The sequence below is a fragment of the Caulobacter sp. genome (genome assembly GCF_039596335.1).
Lineage (GTDB): Bacteria > Pseudomonadota > Alphaproteobacteria > Caulobacterales > Caulobacteraceae > Caulobacter.
In genome coordinates this window covers 267,623-285,611 of the sequence record NZ_JBCNJZ010000008.1, presented here as the reverse complement: position 1 = coordinate 285,611, position 17,989 = coordinate 267,623, and the positions used below count along the sequence as shown (strand labels likewise).

The following is a 17,989-nucleotide window of genomic DNA, read 5'->3' as shown; positions in this document are numbered from 1 at the left end:
CACCGTATTAATGGTGTCTTCAAGAGACCGCATTCGTCAGCGTCATTGTGGTAAGCTCCTAGAGCCTACCGCCAGAGCGCCGCCGCCTGCGTTTCTCTTTCCAAATCAACAATGTCAAAGACCCGAAACCCCTCCAGAAGCTCCGGAGGCCGTTCCGTCCGGCGGAGATGTCCGCGGCGGAGGCGGCTATTTAGACGACCCCTGAGATTAGTCAAACGCAATTTTCGGGGCCGGACGATTTTTCTCGAATTTTCTTTCCAGAAGGCAGCCGCCGCTAGCCCGTAAGGCCTTGGCGGGGCGCACGTTCTTCGGCGTTGGCGCTGTTGGCCAGGAAGATCGCCAGGACCGTCGCGGCCTGGGCCAGATCGTCCGGCGACAGGCGTTCCAGCGTGTCCAGGTTCGTGTGGTGCGCCCGGCTGTCGTAGTCGAGCGGGTCCTGCAGGAACGAGATTCCCGGCAGACCGATCTCGGTGAAGGTCGATTGGTCGGCCGGCCAATGCGGGCCGTCATAGACTGCCAGTACGCCCAGGTCCTTCAGCGGCGCGATCCAGCCGCGATAGAGCTCGGCCAGGGCCGGGTTGCCGCCGGTGAACACGCCCCGGATCCGCCCAGAGCCGCCATCCAGGTTGAAGGCTGCGGAGAAGGTCTCGTACTCGGGCCCCTTGAGCAACGGACCGATCTTGGCGCGACGCCCCTCTACCGGCAGGGCCAGCTGCTCGGGCGCGGTCGAACGCGGGATATGGCCCAGGCGCTGGCGAGCATAGGCCTCGGAGCCGTACAGCCCCTGCTCCTCGCCGCCATAGAGGACAATGCGGATCGTGCGACGGGGCTTAAAGGCCAGCGCCCTCAGGATGCGCACCGCCTCCAGCGTCGCGGCCACGCCGGCGCCGTTGTCGGCCGCCCCCGCCCCGGCCGCCCAGCTGTCCAGATGCGCCCCGGCCAGAACGACCTGAGCCTTCAGGTTCGGATCGGTCCCCGGGATCTCCGCCACGACGTTGTAGCCCGGCTCGGCGGGATCGCCCTCCTCGGTGATGATCTCCATCTGCAGGCGCGCCGCACCGCGCTCGGCCTGACGCCAGCAGCGAGCATAGCCCTCACCCGACAGGTACAGCGCCGGAAAGGCTGGTCGCTCGGCCGCCAGCCACGGCCGCCCACCCAGTTCGCCGCCATCGATGGTCATGGCCCCGGGATGGGCGCCGCCGCCGGACACCACCACCGCCAGCACGCCCTCGGCGGCCAGAAAGGCGTTGCGGCGGGTCTTGAAAAGCCCTTCCCGCCCCTGCCGAACGCGGCGCTCGGCGACGGTGCGGTAGTAGGCGCGTACAGCCTGGGCGGCGTCGCCCCGCAAAACCTCTTCGTCGGTGTAGCGGACGATGGCCGGCCCTTCCGGCGCCGGCGCGGGCGCCGGGCTAAGCAGCACGATCCTGCCGGACAGTCGCCCCTTGGCCCGCTGGAGATCCTCGTCGGTCGCCAGCGGCAAGGCCACCAGGTCGCCCTCGATCACCCCGTTCGTCGCCGCCGACCAGGGGGCAGCCTGAGCGACGAACGGGGCGCCGTCCGGCGCGGTCGTTCGGGCCCAGGCTCGGATCTGTCGCCAGGACAGTCCGAACGGGCCGATCGGCTCGAGCCTGGGGTCGCTCACCCCCAGCTCGCGCAACCGCGCCAGCGACCAGTCATAGGCCCGCCTCATGCCGGGCGAGCCCATCAGCCGAGGCCCTACGCCGTCGACGAGGCTGGTAGCGTAGGTCATGGCCTGTCCGCGCTTCAGCCCCTCGTCGCGGATGGCCTGGTACAGTGTCAGGTCAGGCCCCGAGCGCGCCCAGGCCGGGCGAGCCAGCGCCAAGGCGCCCAGACCGACCAGGGCCTGACGCCGCCCCAGCCTCATTTCGCGCCGACGCGGATCACCCCGACGTCGCCTTCGATGTCGATGCGGGTGCCGAACTGGACCGAGGCGGCCTGGATGCGCTTGAGCACCCGCTGGGCCTCATCGTGCGTCGGCGAGCGCGGCGTACCGACCAGGCGGTCGTCTTCCAGGTTCTGGACGAAGGGATGGATGCGGATCGCCGCCACGCGGCCGTCCTTGTACTCGCTGACCGCCACGGCCCCGTCGTACCAGGCCTCCGGCAGGGTGAAGCCACGGAACTGGCGCTTCTTGTCGCCGACCTGGAACATCAGGCTGCCCATGCCGTAGAAGATCGGCCGCCCCTTGTAGATCTCGACGCCCAGCAGGGCATGCGGACCGTGGCGGACGATGGCGTCGGCGCCGGCGTCGATCAGCTCGTGGAACAGCGACCGCATGTAGTCGGCCGGACGCACGTCCTCGGGATCGGACGAGGCCGTTTCGTGGGCGTGGATCGAGAACATGACCAGATCGGCCTTGCCACGCGCTTCCTTGACGCTGGCCAGGGCGGCGGCGCGGTCATCGGCATTCAGGTCGTAGGCGAGACCCGCCCCCTCGGCGACCCGGAAGGTGGTCTTGCCGATGGTCAGCTCTTCGCCGGACTTGGCGGCGCTGAACACCTCGGGGTTCTTGGCGGCGTCGGGCGTCTCGGACCGGGCGGCGATGGCGCGCAGGGTCTGCATCTGCTCGGGTGTGACCAGCTGCAGTTCGCGCGAGCGCAGCGGAGCCAGGCCCGGGCGGGCGCGGAAGCCTCGGCCCGGATTGGCGTCGGCGGCGATCGAGAGATCGGTATAGGTGCCGGCGAACGACACCAGCCCCACCACGCCCTTGGCCGTGGTCACATAGGCCGGCGCCCGCGCGGCGGTCAGGCTGTCGCCCGTGCCGGCATGGACGATCCCTGCCGCGTCCAGCGACCTGTGGGTCTCGACCAGGCCTTCCACGCCGAAGTCGGTGGCGTGGTTGTTCCCCAGCGACATCAGCTTGAAGCCCATGGTCTTCAGGTCAAAGGCCACGACCGCGTCGTTGATCGGCGTGCCGCCGCCGTTCTGAGCGGCGGGCCAGCTTTCGAACTTGTCGAGGTCGAAGATCGAACCTTCCTGGTTGCCGAATGCGGCGTCCGCGCCCGACAGCAGCTTGCTGATCCGCTGGGTGCCGGGGTCGCCATAGGCGGTGATCGGCTTTTCGGGGCCGATCAGGTCGCCGGTCACGGCCAGGGTGAAGCCGTTCTTGACGCTGGCCGGCGCCTGGGCGACGGCGGCGCTGGCGACGGTCGAGGCCAGCAGGGCGGCGATCAGTAGACGCATTTCAGGCTCTCCGTCCCCGGCTTGCGCGCCCATTGATAGACCGAGGTCGCCTCCCCGCGCGGCAGATAGGTCAACGGGAAGGTCTTGCCGTCGCGGGTGACCTTGAGGGTCAGGGTCTGGTCGGGGTCGCCCTGCACGGCGTCCATGGCCACGGCGTAGGTGACGACGTCGCCGTCCTTGAGCCCCGCCTTCGCGGCCTCGGAGCCTGCTATCAGTCCACGGATGGTCTTGGTTGTGCCGACCAGCGACTTGGGCTCGAAGCCCAGCTCGAAGCGGCGAACCTGGGCAGTCGTGCGGGTGAAACAGGGGCCGAAATCGTCAGGCTCTGGCAGCATCAGGGCGCCGGCCATCATGCCCTCGTGCAGCTTGCGACCGTCCTCGCCGAGCTCGCGGACCACCAACGCGATCCAGGCGGCGTCGTCGGCCCTCCGGCCAGCGGCAAAGCGATGGTTCATCTCCAGCACCAGATCGTCGACCGAGCGCTTGCCGCCCGTCGCCTTCCGGATGCGGCCGTCCAGCACCGCGAAATAGAGGCCGCCCCGGTCGTAGGGCAGCACGCGGATGCGGGTGTCCTCCCAGAACCGCGGCGCGATCTCGGCGTCCGGCGTGTCGTTCAGCGGGTTGGCGTAGTAGCGGCGCGCGGTCTCGTTCAGGTCGTCGAGGAATTCCTGCGGCGACAGCAACCCGGCGCGGAACGGCAAGAGGCCTTGGTAGTGGACCGCCACGCCCTCGCCGTACCACTGGCCGGCGTCGGAGTCGGTCCAGGTGTGGACCATCTCGTGCGACAGCGTGCCCTTCAGGCTCTCGCCCTTGGTGTCCGCGCCGTAGGTGGTCAGGAACGAGCGGGTCAGGGCCGTGCCGCCGCCGGCGTTGATCGGGTTGTAGCGCAGGAAGACCCGGTACGGCGGAACGGTCTTGTCCTGGAAGAAGCCGCTCATCCAGCCATGCAGCCGGTTGGTCCACGCCATCAGCGGCGCGGGATCGAACGGCGGGGTTCCCATCCAGGCCGAGGAGAAGCCGGTCTCGGACACCACGCCCGGCTCGCGCTTCATCGGGCCGGCCATGAACACGGTCGAGGCCAGCTGACTGGCGGGACCGTCCGGCAGGGCGACGTCGCCCTCGCCGAAGCTGGAGGTGGCGGTCGAGCCCTTGGGCAGGTCGGCGAGGTCCCAGCGCAGGGTGATCTTCCGCGCGATCTTCTCTTCCGGCAGCAGGACGAAGGTGTTGCCCACGCCCGAGACCCCACCGCCTTCGGTGCGCAGGGCGTAGGGCGGGCCCGACCCGCGTGTGGGCGGGGTGTTGTCTACGGGCGCGAGGTAGCGGACCACGACCGGCCCGCGCGTGGCGCGTCCGGCCAGCCAGTGGCGTGACCAGACCAGACCCGTGGCCGGATCGTCCTTGACCACCAGCGGGATCGGACCCGCATCGTCGGCGGCGGTCAGGCCCGTCAGGGTGTCGGCGACCGTGGCGGTGTTGGCGATGACCAGTGGCAGGCTCAGCAGCGGCGCGCCGACGCTCGCCGGCAGTTCGGAGAAGCGCAGCTCGACGGCGAGGCTCCCCTGCCCCTTGGCCTCGTCCATGCGGCCGGGTTTCAGCACCACGGCCAGCGCGGGCTGGGCCAAAGCCGCCGCGCCCGGCGCGGTCAGGATCAGCGCTGCGGCCACGCCGCCAAAGGTCATCGAAAGGGTCATCGCATCTGCTCGTAGAGATAGGCCGCCGCCGCCAGATCCTGCACGGCGTGGCCGATCGACTTGTACACGGTGATGTCGGACGCCGACTGCCGTCCAGCCTGGGTCCCGGCGAAAACCTCGCCGATCTCGGCGGCGATGCAGTCTTCGGTCACGAGACCGGCGGCGATGGCGCGCAGGAACTCGCCGGCGCCGGTGCGGGCCGACTCCCGGCTCTCGACGACGTAGCGGCCAACCGAAACCACGGCGGCCTCGGCCTCGGCGGCGGAGGCGACGCTGGCCCCGACCAGATTGACGTGAGCGCCCGGCGACAGCCAGTCCGCGAACAGCACCGGCTCGACCGCGCCGGTGACGGTGCAGACGATCTGGGCGTCGGCCACAGCCTCGCGGGCGTCGGCGGCGGCGGCCACGGACAGGCCAGTCCTTGCGCTCATCGCCGCGCAGAAGTCCTGGGCTCGCTCGAACGAGCGTCCCCACACCCGAACCTCGCTCAGCGGCCGAACGCGGGCCAGGGCCTCGATATGGGCGCCGGCCTGGTGGCCATAGCCCAGGATCGTCAGCCGCTGGGCGTCGGGGACGGCCAGAAAGTCGGTCGCCGCCGCGGTGGCGGCGGCGGTGCGGATCAGGGTGATGGCGCTGGCGTCGGCGACGCAGATCGCCTGGCCGCTGTTGGCGTCGAACAGTACGACCACGCCCATGTGGGCGCTGCGGCCGGGCTGTTCGGGATCGCCGAACACGCTGACCAGCTTGGCCCCGAAATAGCCGTCGGCCAGCAGCGCCCCCGGCATCTGGCCAAACAGCCGTCCCGCGCCGATCGGAATGATCGAGCGCGGGAGCTGCCTCGTCTCGCCGGCGGACAGGGCGATCATCGCCCGCCGCACCGCGGTTCTGCAGCCGTCCAGATCGAGGCGCTGCAGGACCGCGGCTTCGTCGAGAAACACCATGCCTAGAAGCTGCGGGTCACGTTGACGCCCACGGTGCGCGGCTGCAGGAAGATCGCCTGCGGCGAGCTGGTGCCGCCGCGGGTGGTGGCCTCCACGACGCCGCGCTTATCGCCCAGGTTCTTGATGTAGGCGGCGAAACGCCAGTCGTTGCTGTAGATCCCGGCCCGCAGGTCGACGGTCGTGTACGACGGCAGCTTCAGGCGCGCGCCGTAGGCGGTGCTCGTCCCCGGCGGATTGTTGGAGAACTCGGCGTAGCGCTGACCGACATAGGCCAGGCCGCCGCCGACATAGGCCGAATAGACCTCGCCGATCGCCCAGTTGTAGTCTGCCGACAGGCTGCCCGAGACCTTCGCCGAGCCCGGCAGGCGGTCACCCTTGGCGCCGTAGATCGGCGAGGCGCCCACGGGCCAGCGCAGCGGGTCGGACAGCTTGGCGTCCAGATACGTGCCGGCCGCTTCGATCGCCAGGCCGCGCACCGGCGCCCAGCGCCCCGACAGTTCGACGCCGCGGCTGCGGGCGGTCGAACCGTTGGTGTAGTAGGTCATCTGCGAGGTGATGTCGGTGGTCAGCAGCTGGATGTCGTCCCAGTCGATCTGGAACACGGCCGCTTCATAGGTCGCCTTCAGGCCCGGCAGCGCGCCCTTCAGGCCCGCTTCGTAGCTAATCACCTTGTCCGAGCCGAACGACAGCGGCACGCCGGTCACGCCCGCGCTGTTGGGACCGCCCGGGCGATAGCCGGTGGCGACGCGCAGATAGGCCATGGTGTCCGGCGAGATCCGGTAGCGCGGGGTAACCAGCCAGGTGAAGGCATTGTCTGACGACTTGGCCTGCGGCTCCGACGAACCGGGGCCGAAGAAGCGCTGGGCCGGCGTGGCCACGGTGGTCACGCCACCGCTCGTCTGGTCGTTAGACGAGTAACGCGCACCCACCTGCACGTCGAACTCCGGCGTGAAGTGATAGGTGACGTCGGCGAACACCGCCTTTTCCTCGAACTTGGACGGCGCCAGCGAGGTGTAGGCCACGGTCCCGGCCGGACGAACGGTCAGGATCTGGTCCACCGAGATCGTTTCACGGGTGTAGAAGCCGCCGACCAGCCATTCCAGCGCGCCGTCCGACTTCGAGGCCAGGCGAACTTCCTGGCTGAATTTCTCGGTCTTGTCGGCGTTGATCAGCGAGACGCTGCCGGTCGGGGCCGAGAAGGCGCCGAGCAGGAAGCGGAAGGTGTTGGTCTGGTCGAGGTCGGAAGCGGACTCCACTTCGTTCCAGGCGCTGACCGAGGTCAGGTCGGCAAAGCCCAGGTCCAAGTTGACGCGACCCTGGTACAGCTTGAAGTCCACTTCACGCTGGCTGGGGGCGATGTTGAGCTTCAGGTCGCCGAAGAACGGCGTGAAGTTGGTCGCGCCTTGGTACGCGCCCGTGCCGCACGACTGGCAGACGCGGATCTGTGGGGTGCCGTAGAAGTTCGACTTCTGGCGCATGGCCGACAGGTCGATGCTGAGGTTGTCGGTCGGCTTGATCAGCAGCGCGGCGCGGCCGCCCTTGACCTTGTTCTTGTTGATGTCCCCGCGCTCGGCGGCGACGTTGACGTTGTCCAGATAGGCCGGGTCGCGGCGCGTGAAGCCACTGACGCGCAGGGCGATCTTGTCACGGACGATCGGCAGGTTGACAGCGCCGCGCACCGAATAGCCTTCGCCACCGCCGGCCACGGTGTTGCCGCCGACCTCGACCCGACCGCTGAAGTCTTGCGCGTCCGGGCTGACCGTCACGTACTTCACCAGGCCGCCCAGGCTGGACGCGCCGTACAGCGTGCCTTGCGGGCCGCGCAGCACTTCGACGCGCTGCAGGTCGGACGGGTCGATGTCCAGCAGCGGCGACTGAGCCGAGGCCGCGCCCGAGGTCAGCGGGGTGTCGTCCAGGGTGAAGGCCACGGTGGCCGCCGTGCCGCCGCCGGTGGTGACGCCGCGGATGGCCACGCCGTTGGCGCGCTGCTCGGTGCCGCCGCCGCTCAGCGAGATGCCGGGCACGCGATTATAGAAGTCGCGGAACTGGACCAGGTTCTGCTGCACCAGGCTGTCGGCGGACACCGCCGCCACCGAGACCGGCACGTCCAGCAGACGCTCGGACTTCTTCTGGGCGGTGACGACGATCTCGCTCATCACCGAACCGTCCGCCTCCTGAGCGTGGACGACCGAGCCGGCCAGGAGGCACGCGCCGCCCGAACCCGCCAGCAGGATAGCCTTCAAACCATTGCGCATCACAAACCCCCTGGGCGCGGCGACGGCTTTGCCGCTCACCGAGATCAATGTTCGTTGGAGCTTTGCTACAGATTGAAGACAACTTCAACAGTCTGTTGAAATTCGCAATGAAATGTTGAGGCCATTGAGTTCCCGCATGAAATTCACGCGCTTGCTGTCCAAATGGCGGGCAAGTCGCCCCTCGAACGCTTGGCGACGAGACCGTGTTTACCGGCGGCCGCGGCCGCGATATCAACGACTTGTTGAATTTTCTCCCGCGGAAAGATCGAGCGCCCGTGCAAGACGAACAGGCCCTGCTGGGCGTCCTCCAGGCCGTGGCCAAGGCGCTGGAATGCACCGTCAACCAGCACACCGAGGTGGTTGTCCATAATCTGCGCCAGCCGGAGTCTTCGATCATCGAGATCGTCAACGGCCATGTCAGCGGCCGCCATGTCGGCTCGGCGATCATTGCCGGCCCCGCCGAGGACAAGGCCTTCGACACCTTGGTCGCCAGCAAGGCCGCCGCGCATCCCAACGAGGTGCGCGTGGTGGCCAACTACACGTCCAAGGCCAGCGACGGCCGCGCCCTGCGCTCGTCCTCGGTGGTCTTGTTCGACGCCGAGGGCACGCCGGCCGCCGCCCTCTGCATGAACGTCGACATGGGCGCCATCGATCGGATCCAGCGCGAAATCCAGAGCGCCCTGATCCCCATGGCCCTGCCGCCCCTGCCCGCCCCGCGCGCCGAGACCAATATCGAGGACCTGATCGAGGAGATCATCATCTCGGCCCTCGACGGCGCCGGCGTGCCGGTTGAGCGGATGTCGAAGGCCGAGAAGAAGGAGGCCGTCTCGATCATGCACGAGCGCGGCCTGTTCGTGATCCGCGGCTCGGTCGAGCGCGTCGCCGCCCGCCTGGGCGTGACCAAGTTCACGATCTACAACTATCTGGACGAGATCGGCGCCAAGCGCTCGTAAGCGCCCCGGGGTCAGGCCCCGGCTTCGCTCTCGGTCGCTTCCTGGATCAGCTCCATCACGTCGGCGATCAGCTCGCGCATGGTCGCCGCGGCGGTGACCTCGTCATGGGCGATGATCGCGTCCATCACCGCCTTGTGGGCCGGCAGGCTGGCGCTGCGGCCGCGATAGCGGTTGGTGAACTGGATTGAGGTCTGCAGGGCCGTGGCCACCACGTCTCGGAACTGGGCGTAGAACGGATTGCCCGACGCCTCCAGGATCGAGACGTGGAACGCGATGTCCGAGGACAGCGGATTGTCCAGGCCGGCCTCGGCGGCCTCCATCCGCGCGAAGCCGCGCTGGATCAGGGCGATGCCGGCCGGGCTGGCGGCCTGAGCGGCCAGGGCCGCGGCGCCCGGCTCGATGCTCAGGCGCAGCTCGGTGAACTGGCGCAGCAGGCTCAGCGAGAACTTGCGCTCCAGCAGCCAGCGCAGGACGTCGGTGTCGAACCAGTTCCAGGCCGACGGCGGAGTGATGATCGTGCCCTGGCGCGGGCGCGCGGTCAGCAGGCCCTTGGCGGCCAGCATCTTGACCGCCTCGCGCGTCACCGAGCGGCTGACGGCGTGCTCCTTGGAGAGCTCGGCCTCGATCGGGAACGGCTTGTCGTCATAGGCGCCCGTGACGATCATGCGGCCCAGGACGTCCAGCAGACCGAAGGTCAGGTTGCGCCCCAGCGCCGAACGGGAATCCAACGGATCGGTGGCTCTCATGAGTCACTGCTGTCAAATTTGCCTGCCGCCCGCAACAGATAGTTGCCTCCGGCCAAGGGGTTGCACCTCAAGACCGGCTGGCCGCGAACAGACGCAGCCCCGCCAGCACACAGGCCTCGCCGCTCAGGGCCTGGCTGGTCACGGACGCGGCGTCCAGGGCGGCGCCGTATCGCTCGGCCAGGGAGGCGGCGCCGATCACGGTCACGGCCCGCGCGCCCGAACTCCGGACGGCCTCTGCAACCTCGGATCCGAGCAGCAGGCCGGAGAGATAGCCTTGCGCCCAGGCGCCGGAACGACCGGCGCGCAGCTGAGCGCTGCGGGCCTCGAACAGAGCGCCGATCGGGCGCTCCTCGCGGGCGCGCGCCAGGCCATCGTCGAAGCCTTGGGCGCTGTCGGCGGCGTTCTCCATGCGGTCGGTGCCCATCAGCAGGCTGGAACGCTCGGTCAGCAGGGCGAAAAGCTCGCCGGTAAGGAAGGTCTGGAAACCCAGCACCCGGCCGTCGCGCACGTGGGCCCACTTGCTGTGGGTGCCGGGCAGGACAAACCAGTGCTCGCCTTGCGCTAGGTCGGGGCGCAGCGCCAGGGCGCCGAAGATCTGGGTTTCCTCGCCGCGCATGACGTCGGGCGCGCCATTGGCGGCGGTCGCGGCCAGGCCCGGGGCGACGTTGATCGACAGGCCGTCCAGCGAGAGGTCGGCGGCCTGTCCCGCCCAGTCGGTGACGTCGGCGGGACAGTCCGCATACGGCGCTTCGATTACACCGCTGCGCGAACCGGCCATGCCGCACAGGATCACGCGCTTCAGGTCATGCTCGGCGCGCCAGGGCGCCAGGGCCTGCAGAAGGGTGCCGGCCGGCGACGCGATCAGGGCGCCGATGCCCGGACCGTCGGTCTCGGCCAGCTTCGCACCGCCGTCGAACAGCGATAGGCGCAGGCGGCTGGTGCCCCAATCGCCGAAGACGACGAGATCGCGCATCAAGCGGTGGCCTTCCAGGCGGCGACGAAGGCCTGGGCGGCCGCGCCGACCTGGGCGGCGGTGTGGCCGGGCTTGTAGAGCGCCGAGCCCAGGCCAAAGCCGTTGGCCCCGGCCGCGCGCCAGGCCGCCAAATTGCCGGGCTCGACGCCGCCGACCGGGAACACCGGCGCGGCGGGCGGCAGCACCGCCTTGATCGCCTTCAGCGTGGCGGGGCCGGCGGTCTCGGCCGGGAACAGCTTCAGCGCGTCGGCCCCGGCGTCGATGGCGGCGAAGGCCTCGGTGGGTGTGAAGAAAGCCGGGAACGAGATCAGGCCCGCGGCCTTGGTCGCGGCGATCACGGCCGGATCGCTGTTGGGCGAAATGATGATCTGGCCGCCGGCGTCGGCGACCTCCTGCACGGCGCGCGGCGACAGCACCGTGCCAGCCCCGACGATGGCGCGATCACCCAGGGCGTCACGCAGGCGGCGGATGCTGTCCAGCGGCTGGGGCGAGTTCAGCGGCACCTCCAGGCAGAGGAAACCGGCGGCGACCAGGGCCTCGCCGACCTCGACCGCCTCGTCGGGCTTGAGGCCGCGCAGGATCGCCACCAGCGGCAGGGTCTCGAGCACCGAGGTCCAGGTCGTCATGGCGTCTTATTCTCCGAGAGGCGCGTTCGCCGCAAACTAGCGTCGCCGGACACCTTCTGTCCATATTGACCTATTAATATGATAAAAAGTTTGACGATGTCGCACGTCCCGTCATAGCTAGGCCTACGTCCGGCGTAGACCGGATCGGCTCAACGATCGGGAGTTCATTCGATGCGGTTTCGTCTCCGCTGCGCCAGCAATTCGGCGGTCGGTCTATGACGGGGGCGCGTTTCGGAGACCTCGACGTCGGCGCCGGTCCGACCCGCATCGCCAAGATCGAAACCTTCCGGGTTCCGCCGCGCTGGCTGTTCGTCCGCGTCGAGACCCATGACGGCGCCGTCGGCTGGGGCGAAGCCAGCCTGGAAGGCCATGCCGAAGCGGTGGACGGGGCCTTCGCCTCGCTGCGCGAACGCTTCATCGGCGCCGACGCCAACAATATCGAGGACGTCTGGCAGGTCGCCTATCGCGCCGGCTTCTATCGCGGCGGCCCCGTGCTGATGTCGGCCCTGTCGGGCCTGGACCAGGCGCTTTGGGACCTGAAGGGCAGGCGGCTGGGCGTGCCGGTCTGGCAACTGCTGGGCGGACAGGTTCGCGACCGCGTGCCGGTCTATGCCTGGATCGGCGGCGACCGTCCCGACGAGGTGGGCGAGGCCGCCAAGGCGCGCCTGGCCCAGGGCTTCAAGGCCGTGAAGATGAACGCCACCAGCGACGTCTGCCGCCTGGAAGGCGCGCAAGTCTTCGCCGAGGCGCTGGAGCGGGTGCAGACCGTCAAGGACCAGGGGCTGGACGTCGGCGTCGACTTCCACGGCCGCCTGCACAAGCCGATGGCCAAGCAGCTGATCGCCGCCCTGGAGCCGCTGAACCCGCTGTTCATCGAGGAGCCGCTGCTCTCGGAACATGTCGAGGCCATCGTCCAGATCTCGAAGCTGACCCACCTGCCCATCGCTCTGGGCGAGCGCCTCTACAGCCGCTGGGACTTCAAGCCGTTCCTGGAAGCGGCCGCGGTCGACATCATCCAGCCGGACTTGTCGCACGCCGGCGGCCTGTCGGAATGCCGGCGCATCGCCGCCATGGCCGAGGCCTATGACGTGGGCGTGGCGCCGCACTGCCCGCTGGGTCCGATGGCCCTGGCCGCCTGCTTCCAGCTGGCCGTCTCGACGCCCAACTTCGTGATCCAGGAGATGTCGCTCGGCATCCACTACAACGTGGGCCACGACCTGCTGAGCTACATGACCAACCCTGAAGTCTTCGATGTGACGGACGGCATGGTCGCCGCCCTGCAAGGCCCCGGCTTGGGCGTCGAGATCGACGAGGCCATGGTGCGCGAAGCCGCCAAGGACGCTCCGACCTGGCGCAATCCGGTCTGGCGCGGCCAGGACGGCAGCGTGCGCGAATGGTAGGCGCGGAGTTCAAGGATCGCGGCGTCATCGTCACCGGCGCCCTGGGCGGTATCGGCCTGGCCACGGCCCGCCGCTTCGCCGCCCAAGGCGCGCGGCTGACCCTGGTCGACCTGCGGGAAGACGACGGGACGGTGCGCGACGAACTGCTGGCCCTCGGCGCCGGCGGCGTCCTGTCCCTGGCCTGCGATATCGGCGACGAGGCGGCCGTCGATGCGGCGGTCGAGGCCTCGATGGCCGCGCACGGCGACCTGCGGGTCGTCGTCAATGTCGCCGGAATGATGATCTTCAAGCCGATCGCTCAGTTCACGGGCGCGGAGTGGCGGCGCCTGCTGGACGTCAACCTGCTGGGCGCGGCCTTCTTCACCGCCCAGGCGCTGCGGCGCATGGGTCCGGGCGGAGCGATCGTCAACATCGCCTCGATCCACGCCCGCCAGACCAGCCCCGACATCGCCCCCTATGCGGCGGCCAAGGCGGCCCTGCTCAGCCTGACCCGCACGGCCTCGATCGAGGGCCGTGAGAAGGGCGTCCGCGCCAACGCCATCCTGCCCGGCGCGATCAACACCCCGATGCTGTGGGACAGCCCCAACATCAAGTCCGGCGCGGAGGTGCTCGCCCCGGGCGACGTCGGCGAGCCCGACGACATCGCCGGTCCCGTGCTGTTCCTGGCTTCGAACGACGCCCGCTTCGTCAGCGGCGCCGCCCTCGAGGTGGACGGCGGACGCCTCGCCAAACTCTAGGCTTCGGCCATCGAGATCACCGCCGCCACGGCCCGGCGCCAGCCCTGGATACGGGCGGCGCCGATGGCCGCGTCGGGCTGGCGGGTGAAGGCGCGGTCGCGGCGCCAGAAGTCGTCGCCCGCCTCGCCGCTGATCCCCCGCCGCGCCAACCAGGCGGCTCCCAGAGCGGTGGCCTCGCGCACTTCCGGACGGTCGATGGTCTTGTCCAGGGTGTCGGCCAGGGTCTGCAGCATCCAGTCCGAAGCGCTCATGCCGCCATCGACCCGCAGCTTGATCGACCACTCGGCATCGGCATCCTCGGCCGACATCGCCTCGATCAGGTCGCGGGTCTGGAAGCACACGCTTTCCAGCGCCGCGCGGACCAGCTCGTTGGGGCCTGTGGCGCGAGTCAGGCCGAAGATCGCGCCGCGCGCATCCGGCCGCCAGTCGGGCGCGGCCAGGCCCACGAAGGCCGGCACCATGTAGAGGCCGGGATCGGCGGCCGCCTGACGGGCCATGGCGTCGGCGTTCTCGGCCCTGGCCAGCACGCCCAGTCCGTCGCGCAGCCATTGCAGCGCCGCCCCGGCGATAAAGATCGAGCCTTCCAGCGCATAGGTGCGCTTGCCGTCCAGCTGGTAGGCGACGGTGGTCAGCAGGCGATGGCGCGAGGCCACGGGGCGCTCGCCGGTGTTGAGCAGCACGAAGCAGCCGGTGCCATAGGTGGCCTTGGCCATGCCGGGCGCGAAACAGGCCTGGCCCACCAGGGCCGCCTGCTGGTCGCCAGCCACGCCGCGCACCGGGATCGCCGCGCCCAGCACGTCGATCGCCGTTTGGCCGAAGTCGCCGGCGCTGTCGCGAACCTCCGGCAGCAGGGCTGCGGGGACACCGAACAGGTCCAGCAGGGTCTCGTCCCACTGGCCGGTGTGGATGTTCAAGAGTTGGGTGCGCGAGGCGTTGGTGGCGTCGGTGGCGTGGACCTTGCCGCCGGTCAGCCGCCACAGCAGGAAGCTGTCGACCGAGCCACAGGCCAGTTCGCCCACTTCCGCGCGCGCTCGGGCGCCGGGGACCTTGTCGAGGATCCAGGCGATTTTCGTCGCCGAGAAATAGGGGTCGATCAGCAGGCCGGTGCGCTCGGCGATCAGGGCCTCATGGCCGTCGGCCCGCAGGCGGTCGCAGATGTCGGCCGTGCGGCGGTCCTGCCAGACGATGGCGTTGTGGATCGGCTTGCCCGTGGCGCGGTCCCAGACCACCACGGTCTCGCGCTGGTTGGCGATACCGATGGCGGCGATGTCTTGCGGCACGGTCTGGGTCTTGGCCAGCACCTCGCGGGCGACGTCCAGGGCCGAGGACCACAGGTCCTCCGGATCGTGCTCGACCCAGCCCGAGGCGGGGAAGTGCTGTGGGAACTCGCGCTGGGCCACACCCAGGATCTGGAGCGCCGGCGAGAACAGGATGGCGCGCGACGAGGTCGTGCCCTGGTCGATGACGAGGATCGGCTGGTCCATGGTCTCAGGCGGCCCGCATGAACTGGTCGAGGGCGGCGACCTGGGCCGCATCCAGCCGCAGGCCAAGCTTGCTGCGCCGCCACAGCACGTCGTCCGCGGTCCGCGCCCATTCGGCGGCCATCAGGTAGCGCACCTCGCGCTCGTAGAGGCCCGCGCCGAAGTGTTGGCCCAGATCGCCGTCCAGCAATCGGTCGATGCGGCTGCCATAGGCCTTGGCCAGGCGTCGCAGGGTCGCCCGCTCCAGGCCCGGATAGCGCGCGGGCAGGCCGGCGATGAAGGCGTCCAGGCCGTCGGGCAGGTCGCCACCCGGCAGGGTCGAGGCGTGGGTCCAGGCCGGCGTAAGCGGCACACCGACGTGCGGGCCGATCTCGTCCAGGGCCGCGGCGGCCAGCTTGCGATAGGTGGTGATCTTGCCGCCGAACACGCTGAGGCCAGGCGCGGCGCCGTGGGGCGCATCCAGGCTCAGCACATAGTCGCGCGTGGCTTCCTGAGCGTCCGAAGCGCCGTCGTCCAGCAACGGCCGCACGCCGGCATAGCGCCAGACGACGTCCGGCGGCGTCACCGGCTTGGCCAGGTATTCGCTGACCGCCTCGCAGAGATAGGCGACCTCCGCGTCGGTGGCCGTGACCTGGCCCGGATCGCCGTGGTGGTCGGCGTCGGTGGTGCCGATCAGGGTGAAGTCGTCCTGGTACGGAATGGCGAAGATGATCCGCCCGTCGCCGTTCTGGAAGATGTAGGCACGATCGTGCTCGAACAGCTTGGGCACGACGATGTGGCTGCCGCGCACCAGGCGGATGCCGGCTGGGGCCTTCAGGCCGGTGAGACCGGTCAGCTTGTCTACCCACGGGCCGGCGGCGTTGATCAGGGCGCGGGCGCGGGTGACGACGGTGTCGCCCGCGTCGTTCGTCGTGGTGACCCGCCAGTGGTCGGCCAGGCGCTCGGCGGCGGTGACCTTGGTGCGCACGTAGATGGCCGCGCCGCGCTCGGCCGCGTCCAGGGCGTTCAGCGCCACCAGGCGGGCGTCGTCGACGCGGCAGTCGGAATATTCGAAGGCCTTGGTGAAGCGCGGGTCCAGCGGCGCGCCGGCCGGGTCGCGGCGCAGGTCCAAGCTCTTGGTCAGCGGCAGCTGATGGCGGCCGCCCAGGTGGTCGTAGAGGAAGAGGCCGATTCGCAGCATCCAGCGCGGGCGCAGCCCCTGGTGATGCGGCAGCACGAAGCGCAGGGGCTGTACCAGGTGCGGAGCCATGGCCCAAAGCACCTCGCGCTCCATCAGCGCCTCGCGCACCAGGCGGAACTCGTAGTGCTCCAGATAGCGCAGGCCGCCGTGGATCAGCTTGGTCGAGGCCGACGAGGTCGCGCCAGCCAGGTCGCCCTGTTCGAACAGGACCACCGACGCGCCCCGCCCCACGGCGTCACGCGCGATGCCACAGCCGTTGACGCCGCCGCCGACGACGGCGAGGTCATGGAGGATGTCGGTGGTCATTCTACTCGTACTCTAGCTTCGGTCCTGCTGAACGCACGCGCGCCCTTATGGATCAGGCGGCGGCCGCCTTGCGGGTCAGGATGAACTCGGCTTGCTTGCCGAACACCCAGCGGTTCAGCAGCAGCGCGAAGGCCACCGTCGTCCAGAGGGTGATGAACATCATGTGGATGTAGTGCAGCGGGGTCCAGACGAAGCTGAACACGGCGTACAGCGCCACCCCGAACAGCAGGCCGGCGATGGCGGCGCGGGCGTCCACGTTGCGGAACAGCAGGCCGACGATGAACACCGACAGCACCGGCATGCTGGTCAGGCCGTTCAGCTTCTGCACCAGGTTGATGATGCTCTCAGCCCCGTCATAGACCGGCACCAGCAGCAGCGAGACGATCACGAAGGCGACGCTGGACACCGTCGACAGACGCATCACGTTCGGCTTGGGGTTCACGTACTTCTCGTGCAGGTCGCAGACATACAGGGCGGCCGACGAGTTCAGCACGCTGGCGAAGTGGGCCAGCACGGCCGAGGCGATGGCGGCGGCGAAGATGCCCGACATCCAGTTGGGCAGCACGTGCCAGACGATCTTGCCATAGGCCGCGTCGCCCAGGTGGCCGAACAGCTTGTAGGAGACGATGCCGGGGATCACGACCATCGGCGGCACGATCAGCAGGCGCACGACGGTGGCGGCAAAGACGCCCTTCTGGGCTTCCTTCAAGTTGGGCGCGGCCATGGCGCGCTGGGTGATGGTCTGGTTGGTCGACCAGTAGAACATCTGGATGAAGATCATGCCGGTCAGCAGCACGTGCCAGGGCAGCGGCGAGTCGTTTCCGCCGATCATGGTCAGGCGCTCGGGCGGGATGCCGCTGAAGTCGAAGCCGATCGCCTGCAGCGACAGGAACACCACCAACATGCACATGCCCAGCAGCAGGATGCCGCTGTAGGTGTCGGTGACGGCCACGGCGCGCAGACCCCCGAAGATGGCGTACAGCGAGCCGGCGACGGCGAAGCCCAGGGCCAGCACCATGATCGGAATGTCCAGGCCGAACATCGACTTCATCATCAGCGCGCCGGTGTACAGCATGATCGGCTGGTAGATGACGACGTTGCCGATCAGGAAGATGGTGCCGATCGTCGAGCGGATGCCGACGTTGTTGTACTTCTTCTCCAGAAGCTCGGTCACCGTCGTGCAGTTGTGCTTGTAGTAGATGGGCAGGAACACCCAGGCCAGGATCGACAGGCCCACCACGCCCGACAGCTCCCACCAGGCCAGCAGGGCCATCTGGTTGCCGTTCATGCCGACCAGCTGGTCGGTGCTAAGGTTGGTGATGGTGATCGAGCCGGCCACGAACATCCACGAGAGCCCGCCGCCGGCCAGGAAGAACTCCTTGTTGCCGCCCTCGGCCCCGCGGCCCTGGCCACGGCACTTGAGGTAGGTGATCAGGCCGATCAGGGCGGTGAGCCCCAGCGCGATCCAGGCTTGCGTGGTCTGCAGATGCATGGCG

Annotated in this window: 14 protein-coding genes; 3 read left to right on the top strand and 11 right to left on the bottom strand. The window is 69.2% G+C overall.

The features are described 5' to 3' along the window. Nucleotides 1-274 precede the first annotated feature (274 nt). From ABDW31_RS18875 to ABDW31_RS18855, 5 genes are read right to left on the bottom strand one after another with little or no spacing between them, the layout of a single operon-like run. Nucleotides 275-1,885 carry a M20/M25/M40 family metallo-hydrolase gene (locus tag ABDW31_RS18875; RefSeq protein ID WP_184722896.1) on the bottom strand — a complete coding sequence of 537 codons (1,611 nt, stop codon included), beginning with the start codon at nt 1,883-1,885 and terminating at the stop codon, nt 275-277. Then, nucleotides 1,882-3,204 (bottom strand): CapA family protein, encoded by a 1,323-nt coding sequence (locus ABDW31_RS18870; RefSeq protein WP_184722899.1) that lies wholly within the window; start codon nt 3,202-3,204, stop codon nt 1,882-1,884. The genes ABDW31_RS18875 and ABDW31_RS18870 overlap by 4 nt, the downstream gene beginning before the upstream one ends. Then, complete coding sequence (locus tag ABDW31_RS18865) at nt 3,192-4,895, bottom strand: peptidase M61 (RefSeq protein WP_184722902.1); 1,704 nt, start codon at nt 4,893-4,895, stop codon at nt 3,192-3,194. Before ABDW31_RS18865 ends, ABDW31_RS18870 begins: the two co-directional genes overlap by 13 nt. Continuing rightward, the gene (locus tag ABDW31_RS18860; RefSeq protein ID WP_184722904.1) at nt 4,892-5,836 is read right to left on the bottom strand and encodes an ornithine cyclodeaminase family protein; all 945 of its coding nucleotides are present in this window, start codon (nt 5,834-5,836) and stop codon (nt 4,892-4,894) included. The genes ABDW31_RS18865 and ABDW31_RS18860 overlap by 4 nt, the downstream gene beginning before the upstream one ends. 2 nt (nt 5,837-5,838) lie before the next feature. Further along, the gene (locus tag ABDW31_RS18855) at nt 5,839-8,091 is read right to left on the bottom strand and encodes a TonB-dependent receptor (RefSeq protein ID WP_184722909.1); all 2,253 of its coding nucleotides are present in this window, start codon (nt 8,089-8,091) and stop codon (nt 5,839-5,841) included. A 275-nt stretch (nt 8,092-8,366) separates the two neighbouring features. Here ABDW31_RS18855 and ABDW31_RS18850 point away from each other — a divergent pair, with 275 nt between their 5' ends. After that, complete coding sequence (locus ABDW31_RS18850) at nt 8,367-9,044, top strand: helix-turn-helix transcriptional regulator (protein ID WP_184722912.1); 678 nt, start codon at nt 8,367-8,369, stop codon at nt 9,042-9,044. A gap of 11 nt (nt 9,045-9,055) precedes the next feature. On the opposite strand, the gene ABDW31_RS18845 is transcribed toward ABDW31_RS18850, so the two are convergent. The 3 genes from ABDW31_RS18845 to ABDW31_RS18835 form a co-directional block, all read right to left on the bottom strand. Continuing rightward, complete coding sequence (locus ABDW31_RS18845; protein WP_343699414.1) at nt 9,056-9,772, bottom strand: FCD domain-containing protein; 717 nt, start codon at nt 9,770-9,772, stop codon at nt 9,056-9,058. Between the two features lie 85 nt (nt 9,773-9,857). After that, nucleotides 9,858-10,763, bottom strand: a complete 906-nt coding sequence (locus ABDW31_RS18840; protein ID WP_184722918.1) for a 2-dehydro-3-deoxygalactonokinase — start codon at nt 10,761-10,763, stop codon at nt 9,858-9,860. Continuing rightward, a complete protein-coding gene (locus tag ABDW31_RS18835) occupies nt 10,763-11,389 on the bottom strand; it encodes a 2-dehydro-3-deoxy-6-phosphogalactonate aldolase (protein ID WP_184722922.1) in 627 nt (208 codons plus the stop codon). The genes ABDW31_RS18840 and ABDW31_RS18835 overlap by 1 nt, the downstream gene beginning before the upstream one ends. 215 nt (nt 11,390-11,604) lie before the next feature. On the opposite strand from ABDW31_RS18835, the gene dgoD reads away from it, so the two are divergent. After that, the gene (dgoD, locus tag ABDW31_RS18830; RefSeq protein ID WP_343699413.1) at nt 11,605-12,789 is read left to right on the top strand and encodes a galactonate dehydratase; all 1,185 of its coding nucleotides are present in this window, start codon (nt 11,605-11,607) and stop codon (nt 12,787-12,789) included. Next, entirely contained in the window at nt 12,783-13,526 is a 744-nt protein-coding gene (locus tag ABDW31_RS18825; protein ID WP_184722928.1) for an SDR family oxidoreductase, read from the top strand. The genes dgoD and ABDW31_RS18825 overlap by 7 nt, the downstream gene beginning before the upstream one ends. Here the strand turns inward: ABDW31_RS18825 and glpK are convergent. Genes glpK through ABDW31_RS18810 form a run of 3 tightly spaced genes read right to left on the bottom strand, consistent with a single transcriptional unit; the run spans nt 13,523 to nt 17,985 of the window. After that, entirely contained in the window at nt 13,523-15,010 is a 1,488-nt protein-coding gene (gene glpK, locus ABDW31_RS18820; RefSeq protein ID WP_343699412.1) for a glycerol kinase GlpK, read from the bottom strand. The genes ABDW31_RS18825 and glpK overlap by 4 nt on opposite strands. Nucleotides 15,011-15,014: 4 nt before the next feature. Continuing rightward, on the bottom strand, nt 15,015-16,493 hold the full coding sequence (glpD, locus tag ABDW31_RS18815; RefSeq protein ID WP_184722931.1) for a glycerol-3-phosphate dehydrogenase: 1,479 nt from the start codon (nt 16,491-16,493) through the stop codon (nt 15,015-15,017). Between the two features lie 52 nt (nt 16,494-16,545). After that, nucleotides 16,546-17,985, bottom strand: a complete 1,440-nt coding sequence (locus ABDW31_RS18810; RefSeq protein WP_184722934.1) for an SLC5 family protein — start codon at nt 17,983-17,985, stop codon at nt 16,546-16,548. Nucleotides 17,986-17,989: the final 4 nt, after the last annotated feature.